Origin of the sequence: Streptomyces sp. NPDC057616, assembly GCF_042800575.1 — a bacterium.
GTDB lineage: Bacteria > Actinomycetota > Actinomycetes > Streptomycetales > Streptomycetaceae > Streptomyces.
Map to the genome: position 1 here is coordinate 235140 of NZ_JBHVGU010000008.1, position 8611 is coordinate 243750.

The 8611-nt window shown below is 71.8% G+C and carries 7 protein-coding genes; 3 read left to right on the forward strand and 4 right to left on the reverse strand.

The annotated features are described in order from the left end of the window. Window positions 1-70: 70 nt before the first annotated feature. From ACFU97_RS12655 to ACFU97_RS12665, 3 genes are all read right to left on the reverse strand, one after another. Entirely contained in the window at window positions 71-490 is a 420-nt protein-coding gene (locus tag ACFU97_RS12655) for a hypothetical protein (RefSeq protein ID WP_384254630.1), read from the reverse strand. A gap of 138 nt (window positions 491-628) precedes the next feature. Continuing rightward, window positions 629-2188: a mucoidy inhibitor MuiA family protein gene (locus ACFU97_RS12660; RefSeq protein ID WP_384254633.1), complete on the reverse strand. Its 1560-nt coding sequence runs from the start codon at window positions 2186-2188 to the stop codon at window positions 629-631. Between the two features lie 4 nt (window positions 2189-2192). After that, window positions 2193-4289 carry a DUF4139 domain-containing protein gene (locus ACFU97_RS12665; protein ID WP_384254635.1) on the reverse strand — a complete coding sequence of 699 codons (2097 nt, stop codon included), beginning with the start codon at window positions 4287-4289 and terminating at the stop codon, window positions 2193-2195. Window positions 4290-4470: 181 nt separating this feature from the next. Between ACFU97_RS12665 and ACFU97_RS12670 the strand changes: the two genes are divergently transcribed. Continuing rightward, on the forward strand, window positions 4471-5202 hold the full coding sequence (locus ACFU97_RS12670; RefSeq protein WP_384254638.1) for a DUF6215 domain-containing protein: 732 nt from the start codon (window positions 4471-4473) through the stop codon (window positions 5200-5202). A gap of 79 nt (window positions 5203-5281) precedes the next feature. Here the strand turns inward: ACFU97_RS12670 and ACFU97_RS12675 are convergent, their stop codons facing one another. Next, entirely contained in the window at window positions 5282-5893 is a 612-nt protein-coding gene (locus tag ACFU97_RS12675; RefSeq protein ID WP_384254640.1) for a TetR/AcrR family transcriptional regulator, read from the reverse strand. Window positions 5894-6148: 255 nt separating this feature from the next. Between ACFU97_RS12675 and ACFU97_RS12680 the strand changes: the two genes are divergently transcribed. Both ACFU97_RS12680 and ACFU97_RS12685 read left to right on the forward strand, forming a co-directional pair. After that, window positions 6149-7084 carry a carbon-nitrogen hydrolase family protein gene (locus ACFU97_RS12680; RefSeq protein WP_384254642.1) on the forward strand — a complete coding sequence of 312 codons (936 nt, stop codon included), beginning with the start codon at window positions 6149-6151 and terminating at the stop codon, window positions 7082-7084. Continuing rightward, window positions 7081-8466, forward strand: a complete 1386-nt coding sequence (locus ACFU97_RS12685; protein WP_384254645.1) for an APC family permease — start codon at window positions 7081-7083, stop codon at window positions 8464-8466. The genes ACFU97_RS12680 and ACFU97_RS12685 overlap by 4 nt, the downstream gene beginning before the upstream one ends. Window positions 8467-8611: the final 145 nt, after the last annotated feature.

Genomic DNA, 8611 nt, shown 5'->3' on the forward strand with positions numbered 1-8611 from the left:
AGGTCTCGGTACCCGGCCGCGCCCAGCTCGCTGATGTGGCAGAACGTCGCGAATCGCACCGGCGGTGCACTCATTCGGCCACCACTTCCCTGGGAAAGGCGTCAGGCGATGCGGGATCGTAACGGCCGTCGCTGAAGCCGGTGATCTGGAGTGGGCAGGAACCGTCGTTGCGCACCGCGTGTGAGACGAGCGGTGGTACTTCGACGAGCACCGCACCTCGGCCGCCGAACGCCCGGCTGTGCACCGGTGTGCCGTCGCCGGCCTCATCCCAATGAGCGGACCAGGCATCTTGGTGGAGGACGAGCAGCAACTCCCTGCGCCGCACGTGGAAGTGGTTGCCCCGTACGGCGCCGGGCACCAATGTCGTCACGTGCACATCGACGTGTCCGCCGCCTTCCGTCGCGAGCCAGGTGGCAGGCAACGTGAAGCTGCTGCCCCGAGCGTCCCCACCATCCGGCAGAACATGAAACACCAAGCCTTCGGCCACCATCCCTACAGCCTGGCAGGCTTTGATCCGTCCGCGCGGCCGGAACGCAGCAGTGCATCCGCTGGGCCGATTCCGTCGGAAATATCGGCTAGGGCCTCCGTCCCGTGCACACCCCCCGAGACCGGGACGGAGGTCCGCTGCTCAGAGACCCGTGACCTTCCCGCTCGCCGAGATCTCGTAGACCAGGGTGACCGTGCGCCGTTCGCCGGGCGGTAGGTGGAGGGTCCAGCGGGCGACGCCGTCCGCGTCGATCGTGTCGGGCTCCGGTGTGCAGGATTCCTTGCGCAGGCGTACCTCCACCGCCGAGACCTCGGAGACCGGGAGGCGTTCCCGCAGGGCGACGGCCTGCTCGCCCCGCTCTCCGGGGGCGGAGAAGCGGGAGAGGTGGAGGCGCACCGTGCGGGTGATGACGGTTCGCTGGGTGAGCGTCGCGGTGTCGCGGGACTCCTCGGTGTGCCGGGTCACCCGGTAGTCGTCGTGGCTGCCGAAGGCGAGCTCGACCGGGGCGCCCGGAGCCGTGAAATCCAGCGTTCCGCGGCCGGTGAATCCGCTGCCGCGGACGAGGTCCACGGGTCCGGCGAGCAGCGCGTGGCCCGACGTGTTGTCGAACCGCACCACTCGGGTGACCAGCGGCGACAGTTCGGGGGAGCAGGAGTACTCGCTGCTCGCGGCGGTGCTGACGGAGGTGAGCGGCACCCGGTGGGCGCGGCCGTCCGCGGGGACCGAGACGGGCGTGGGGGAGTGCAGTACACGCGCCTGGCCACCGTCGTCCACACCGGGCAGGCCGAGCACCGGAGCCGGACCGAGGTCCGCGATCTCCTCCTCCCGCACTTCCACGTCGACCGTGCGGCGCTCGGCGGCGGAGCGGTCCCTGAGGGTGAGACGGTCCTCGGTCAGCCGAGGCGGGTCGGTGGTCAGCGCCGAACGGGCCGTCGACAAGGTGAGGCGTACGTCCGACCAGTCCTCGCCGGTGCGCTGCCACACCATGGCGTCGGTCTCCAGCGTCAGCGCGTCGCCGTCGAGTACGGCCCGGTAGGCGGGGCGCCACAGGGCGCACGAGGTGAGGTGGGTCAGGCGCAGCCGGACCGGGCCGGACTCCGCGGCCTGCACGGTCAGCTCGACATGGCCGACCAGTTCGGCGGGCTGCTCCTCCGAGAGCTCGACGGCCTGGCGGGCTTCCGCGAGTTCGCCGGACAGCGCCGTGAACCGCGCTTCGGTGGCGCGGAGTTGCTCGCCGTGCGTGTCCCGCTCAGAGTCGATCCGGTCCAGCTCACGCGTCCAACGTGCCGGGTCCGTCTCGCCGTTGCCGGTGCCTTCGCCGATGTCGCGCAGCAGATCCGTGGCAAGACGGCCGAGCAGGTCGATGCGGGCGCGCAGCCGGTCACGGCTGTGGGCGACGGAGACCTGCTCCTCCTCGAGGGCGCGAATCTTCAGGCGCAGGGCGGAGTCGTCGTCGGAGGGCAGCGGTCCGCGCGGTGTCCAGGTGCGGACGACGCGGACGTCGAGCACGGTCGCCTGCTGCTCGCCCGACAGTTCCGCATGGAGGGTGCGGTCGACCGCGAGCGCGCTGATCGGACCGAGGCGCAGCCGCTGGACACCGGCGACCAGGTCGAGTGTCGCGGTCCGCTCGATGTGGGCGCGGTCTTCGAGACAGGTGACGGCCGTGACCGGCAGAGGGATGGGCTGGGTTTCCGTGGCCATGGTGTCAGCTCCTGCGGTTGCCGCCGACCAGGGCCTTGGCGGCCGGGACGCGGATCTCGTAGCCGCCGTCGAGGGCGGCGCTGCTGCCGGCGGGCAGGTCCACACGCCAGACGCGGGTGCCCGGGGCGTGGCGGTCGGGTCCGCCGTCCTCCTCGGGTGTGGTCCAGTCGGCCCGTTCCTCGATCCGGACGTCCGGATCGCCGGTGACCGGAACCTGCTCGTGGACCTCGACGGTGACGGCCTTGGCGAGCCGGTTGGCGAGTTCCACGTGCACCTGGTGGGCCAGCACGGTGGTGTTGTTGCGCAGTCCGGCCGTCGACTCGTGAAGGTTCGTCCGCCGGGTGACCTTGATGCCTTCCGCCGGGCCCAGCCCCATCCGGCGCACACCGCCGGGGGCGAGCGTGGGCAGCGCGGCCGTCAGCAGGAAGTCGTCGTCGACGGTGACCTCCACCGGCCCGGCGAGAAGGGCCTGGTCGGTGGCGTTGGAGAGGACGAGCGTGGCGTAGACCGTCTGCTCCACGGACGGCACGCAGAGGTACTCCGTGCGCAACCCGACCGGGACCTCCGTGACGGTGACGGTGTGCCAGGTGCCGTCGGACGGGATGTCGGCCAGGGCGACGGCGTCGAAGCGATGGTCGAAGGACCCCGCCGACTCACGAGGCCGCACGGCGTGTCCGGGCAACGGCAGCGCGGACACCGTGTCGGCGCGGCGGCGGTACTCGACCGCCACGGGGTCGTAGGGCGCGTGCGGAAACAGCCTGCCCCTACGGCCCTCGGGCTCGTCGGCACCGGACAGCACGAGCGAGGCGTAGTCCAGCTCCGTGCCGCTCGGCCGCGGCGGACCCAGCTCGACCGGCGGCGCGGGAGGAGGGGCTGCCTGGCCCGGAGCCGCGGAGGCCATGGGGGCCAGGGCCGCGGGAATGGCGGCGCGCTTGGCGGCGGCCGGAGACCCCGCCCTGGCCGGCCGTCCCGACCGTGGCGGCGGCGGCACGTCCGGCATGGCGGCGTCGTACTCCTCCGCCGCCTCGGCGAATCCGGCCGGTGCGGCCGGTGCGGCGGGCGCCATGCCGTACCCCGCAGGCGCCGGGGGCGGGAGCGGGGGCGGCGGGGCCGCGCCTCCCGCGGCTCCGGCCACGGCAAAGGCACTGGTGCCCGTAACCGGCCGGGGGCCTGCGGCGTCGTATCCGGAGAACAGGTCGGAGAGACCGGCGGGTGGCTCCCGCCAGCCCGTGGGGGCGGGGGCGGCTTGCCGCCGTCCCACACGGATCGAACGCAGCCTCGGCAGATCGGTCCGGCGCCGCAGGTCCGCGGTGGCGAGGGCGATGCGTACTCCGCTCCAGTCCTCGCCGGTGCGCTGGGCCACCGAGGCGCGCAGGACCAGCGTCCCGCCGTCGTCGCCCTGGCGATGCGTGAGGCGGTAGGCCGGCACCCAGACGGCGCCCGGCACCCCGTACTCGAGCTCCACCTCGACATCGGCACCGGATCCATCGGCCGCACCGGATCGGTCGAGGGTCAGCACCGCGCCGACCGTGGTCGCCACCTGCCCCGGCTGTACGTCCGTGGAGGCGCGGGCCCAGCGGTCCGTGGCCACGGAGAGCTCATGCTCGGCTCGGCTCAACTCCCCTTCCAGCTCGGCGAGTTGGCTGTGCAGACCGCGCAGCCGCTCGTCGACGAAATCGGCCAGCCCCAGCCAGGCGTCGGCGGGTGTGCGGCGGGGCGGGTCCTCACGCTTCCGGGTCGGCGGCACGGGGCGCAGCCCCGCCACCTCGGCGATCTTGCTCAGCTGCCGGTCCCGGCGCCCCTGCACCGCGTCGTACGCGTCACGCAGCCGCTCCATCTCCTGCCGCAGGGCGTCGGCCGCCTCGGTGCCGGTGGGTTCGGCGTCCACCTCCACACGGACCTCGGTGACACGGACTCCGCCGTCCCCGACGACGCCGGCCCGCAGGGAGTCCGGGTCCATCGAGCGGGGCAGCCCCGTCACGCGCACCCTGCCGCTCGCCGGCACGGTGCCCCGGGCCACCCGCGTGCAGAGCGCACCCTGCGCGTACACCACCACGGCGTCGAGCGACGACGCCCATCGCTGTACTTCCTCAGACTTCATACGCTCCGCCCCCGCCGTGTCCGTGCCGAGCGAAGCCTATGCCCAGGCCACGCCGCCTTCGAGCGTCAATTCTGCGGCCACCTCACACACGGTGTGCGGGCGTGGCCAATCGCCTTGTCCAGCCAGTGATCACAGGCTAATGTCACCCCGCACATGTGGGGGGATCGTGTCAGGTGGGGGCATGGGGGACGAGGAAAGTGCGCCCAAGGGCGCAAGTGAAGCGCCCGGCAGGGGCGTTGGCCCATGGGGGCAGGCCGTTGCCGCCTTCGTACTGGTGGGCGCGGTGAGTCTGGGCCTGTGGGCCGTCAGCCAGAACTCGGCTTCTTCCACGGCCTCGGGGCCCGCCAAGTGCTCGGGCGGAGAGGCCGACAAGAGCACGGCGAGCAGCCGGAAGACGCCGTCACGCGTCTCCGGGGCGCAACTGTGCGCGGCGCTCAACCGCTCCGATCTCCCCGAACTGCTGGGCACCCCGCAGGAGAGCGCCAAGTCGGCCAGTGGGAGCGGCGGTTCGTTCAAGTTCGCGGGCGGCAAGGAGGTCGCCACGCCCTCGGCCCAGGTCGAGTTCGCGACGTACACGGTGTCGCTGTCGGCCACGTACGACGGACTTCCGGTGTCCGGTACGGCCGCGCTGCTCGGAGGCGACGCACAGCCGCGACGGGTTCTGGGCCGTGAAGCCGTGATCTACTCCGACCGCACCCTCAGCATCCGCTTCCGTCTGGACGGCAAGGACTCCGAGAGTGGGCCGGGTGTCCCGGCTCGCGCCCTCGTCATCGCGCAGGACGCCAAGGACCACGGCGGTTCCTTCGAGTTGACGCTGTGGCGCGGCGACGGAGGGGTGCCGGACGACGCGGTGCTGCTGCGCATCGCGGACGAGGTGCTGCCGACCGTTCCGGGATGGGCGTCCACGGCCTGACGCCAACCCGGCAGCCATCAGGGGGAGTTGGTCATCGGGCTGTCCCCGCCGGAGGGGGCTCGCTCGGCGCGCCGGACCGTCAGGAACGCCGGTCGAAGGCCGCGTTGCCCGTGACGATCCGCGCGTGGTCGAGGAGACGGTCCTCGATGTCCTGGGCGGTCGCACTGCCGACCAGGAGATCCATCGCGTAGCCGTCCTCCAGGGCGACGAACGAGCGGCCCAGGACGTGGGCATCGGCGCTGAGCGTGAACTCGCCCGTCTGACGGCCGAGTTCGAGCACGTGCCGGTAGAGCTCGGTCTGCTGCGTGGTGAAGGCGCGTTGCCGGTCGGCGGCGCCCTGGTTGCGCAGCGCCACCGGGAACAGCTCGAAGAGGAGCCGGGTGCTTTCCTCACCCTCGCCGGGCCAGGGCACCCCGGTGTGGATGCACGCGCGCAGACGTGCCACGGGACCTTCCGCCTCCGCGATGGCCTTCTCGCGGCTGACGAAGTACGTCGCTGCGCTGCGCTCGAAGACCGCGGCGAAGAGCTCCTGGATGTCGGCGTAGTAGTAGAGCACCGAGGCGGGGGTGACGCCGGCGGCCTTCGCGACGTCGCGCAGTTTGGTGGCCGTCGCTCCGAGATCCACCACGGTCCTGGCGGTCGCGTCGATCAGCTGGGCGCGGCGTTCCGCCTGGTTCCTCGGTCGGGCCATGGGCGCCATGTTCGCACACCGCCCGCAGGCCCTCGGATCTCGCCCGGCACGACCCATTGACCCGCCCTCATTCATTAACTAAATTTCGTTTAACAAACCCCGGCCCGCCGCGGGCCCGCAGGACACCCCACCGCGCGCCACTCCGCGCCCCCACTGCGGACCCCGGCGCGGCCGGCTCCGTACCCGCTCCATACCGGCTCCGTACCGGTCCTGATCAGCCCCACCGCCCGTCCCCGACCCCAAACCTGGTGATCCATGTCCCGTCCCGTTCCCCTCGTCCTGGCCCAGGCGGCCCGCCGTGCCGCCGACGACCTCGACGGCCTGGCCGCCGACGTGCGAAACCGTACGTCGGGGCTTCCCGACGCGCCCTTGATCGTCTATCCGGAGCTGCATCTGGGAGGCCCGACCGGCGATACGACGCCCCCACCTGCCGAGCTGGCGGAGATCCTCGCGGAGCCCATGGACGGCCCCCGTGACCGCGCCCTTGCCGAGATGGCCGGCGACCTGGGCGTCTGGCTCGCCCCGGGCAGCGTCTACGAGCGCGCCGCCGACGGCCGCGTCCACAACACCGCTCCCGTGTACTCCCCGCGCGGCGAGCGGGTCGCGGCGTACCGGAAGATCTTCCCCTGGCGGCCCTACGAAACGGTCTCGCCCGGCGCCGAGTTCACCGTCTTCGACCTCGGCGGCATCGGCCGCGTGGGACTGTCGATCTGCTACGACGCATGGTTCCCCGAGACCACCCGGCACCTCGCGTGGATGGGGGCCGAGCTGGTGCTGAACCTCGTCCAGACCTCCGGCAGCGACCGGGCGCAGGAGCTCGTGCTGGCCCGCGCCAACGCCATCGTCAACCAGCTCTTCGTCGCCGGCGTCAACTGCGCCGCGCCCGTCGGTACGGGCCGCAGCCTGCTCGTGGACCCGCAGGGCACCGTGCGCTCCGAGGCCGTGGGCGACAGCGACACCACCCTCACCGACGTGATCGACCTGGACGAGGTCGCCAACGTCCGCCGTCTCGGCACGGCCGCGCTCAACCGGCCCTGGCAGCAGTTCCGCCCCGACGACCAGCCCCTCGCCCTGCCGCTCTACCAAGGGCGCATCGACCCCGTCACCTGGGCCGGAGCCACTGCCCCCGCCCCCGTCTCCAGCCCGTCCACCGAGAGCCGCTCCGCACTCGGGGAAGCGAGAATGCCGTGACAGATCAGCCCAGCCGCCTGCGTGGAGACCTCGGACTCGTCTCCGTGGTCGCCTTCGGCGTCGCCTACATGGCACCCGCCGTCGTCACCTCGATCTTCGGCGTCATCGCCGTCACCAGCAAGGGCGCGGCGCCCACCGCCTACGTGATCGCCACCGGCGCCATGCTGCTGACCGGCCTCAGCTACGCCAAGATGGCCAAGGTCCACCCCAGTTCGGGCTCCGTGTACACCTACGCCCGCAAGGAGCTCGACTCCCGCGTCGGCTTCCTCGCCGGCTGGGCGCTTCTGCTCGACTACCTCTTCCTGCCCATGGTCGCCTGGCTGCTGCAGGCCATCTACCTGCACGCCCAGTTCCCGGCCGTTGCGGAGTGGGCGTGGCTGGTGATCAACGTGGTGCTCGCCACCGTGATCAACGTCCTCGGACTCAAGGTCGCGGACCGGATCAACCGGGTGCTGCTGCTCGGCGTCACGGCGATCCTCGTCGTACTGGCCGTACTGTGCGTCCATTACGGCCTCGGGCACGGTGGCGACGCCGCGGCCGGCCACGCCTTCTGGAACAGCGCCACGAGCATCTCCGCCGTGACCGCTGCCGCCGCCGTCGCGGCCTACGCCTTCCTCGGCTTCGACGCGGTCAGCACCCTCAGCGAGGAGGTGCGCGATCCGCGGCGCACGATCCCGCGCGCGATCATCCTGACCGTACTGACCGGCGGCGGCGTCTTCATCGCGATCTCCTTCCTGATGCAGTGGGCGCACCCCGGCGCTTCGTTCCCCGACGAGAACTCCGCCGGATACCTGCTGTCCACCACCGTCGGCGGCAAGACCTTCGCCGACGTCGCCAACATCGTCGGCATGCTCGGCGGGTTCGCCTCCTGCGTCGCCATCCAGGCCAGCACCAGCCGCCTGATGTTCGTCATGGGCCGTGACGGCGCACTGCCGCGGCGGATCTTCGGCCGCCTGCACCGAAAGCTGCTCACGCCGGTCGTCAACGTGCTCGTCATCGGCGCGGTCGGGCTGCTCGCCATGAACCTCTCGCTCGCGGACGCCACCTCCTTCATCAACTTCGGCGCGTTCCTCGGCTTCACCCTCGTCAACCTCTGCGTGATCGCCTACGCCGTACGGCAGTGGCGCTCGGGAACCCGTCACTCGGCGGTGCGCTACCTCCTCCTGCCCGCCGTCGGCGCCGCGGTCGACGTCTACCTGATCACCCAGCTCGGCGGTATCGCCGTCGAACTCGGCCTGGCCTGGCTGCTGATCGGCATCGTCTGGCTCGCGGTGATCACGAAGGGCTTCCGCCGACCTGCTCCCGAACTGCGGATCGAGGCAGGGGAGGCGGAGGGCTCCACCGGAGCGGAGACCTCCGAGGCCGTCGTCCCGACGACCTGAGGAATGAGGGCGGGCGAAGAATGGTGGCGGGGGGGGGAAACCGAAAGAACCACCCCCCCCCCCCCCCCCCACCCCAACACGGAAAACCAAAAAAAAAACAGGCCCATACAACCCCCCCCCCCCCCCCCCCAACCAAAACCCCCCC

Excerpts from the sequence above, each read along its gene's own strand:
- ACFU97_RS12655 (WP_384254630.1), bottom strand. The coding sequence starts at position 490 with ATGGTGGCCGAAGGCTTGGTGTTTCATGTTCTGCCGGATGGTGGGGAC.
- ACFU97_RS12660 (WP_384254633.1), bottom strand. The coding sequence starts at position 2,188 with ATGGCCACGGAAACCCAGCCCATCCCTCTGCCGGTCACGGCCGTCACC.
- ACFU97_RS12665 (WP_384254635.1), bottom strand. The coding sequence starts at position 4,289 with ATGAAGTCTGAGGAAGTACAGCGATGGGCGTCGTCGCTCGACGCCGTG.
- ACFU97_RS12670 (WP_384254638.1), top strand. The coding sequence starts at position 4,471 with ATGGGGGACGAGGAAAGTGCGCCCAAGGGCGCAAGTGAAGCGCCCGGC.
- ACFU97_RS12675 (WP_384254640.1), bottom strand. The coding sequence starts at position 5,893 with ATGGCCCGACCGAGGAACCAGGCGGAACGCCGCGCCCAGCTGATCGAC.
- ACFU97_RS12680 (WP_384254642.1), top strand. The coding sequence starts at position 6,149 with ATGTCCCGTCCCGTTCCCCTCGTCCTGGCCCAGGCGGCCCGCCGTGCC.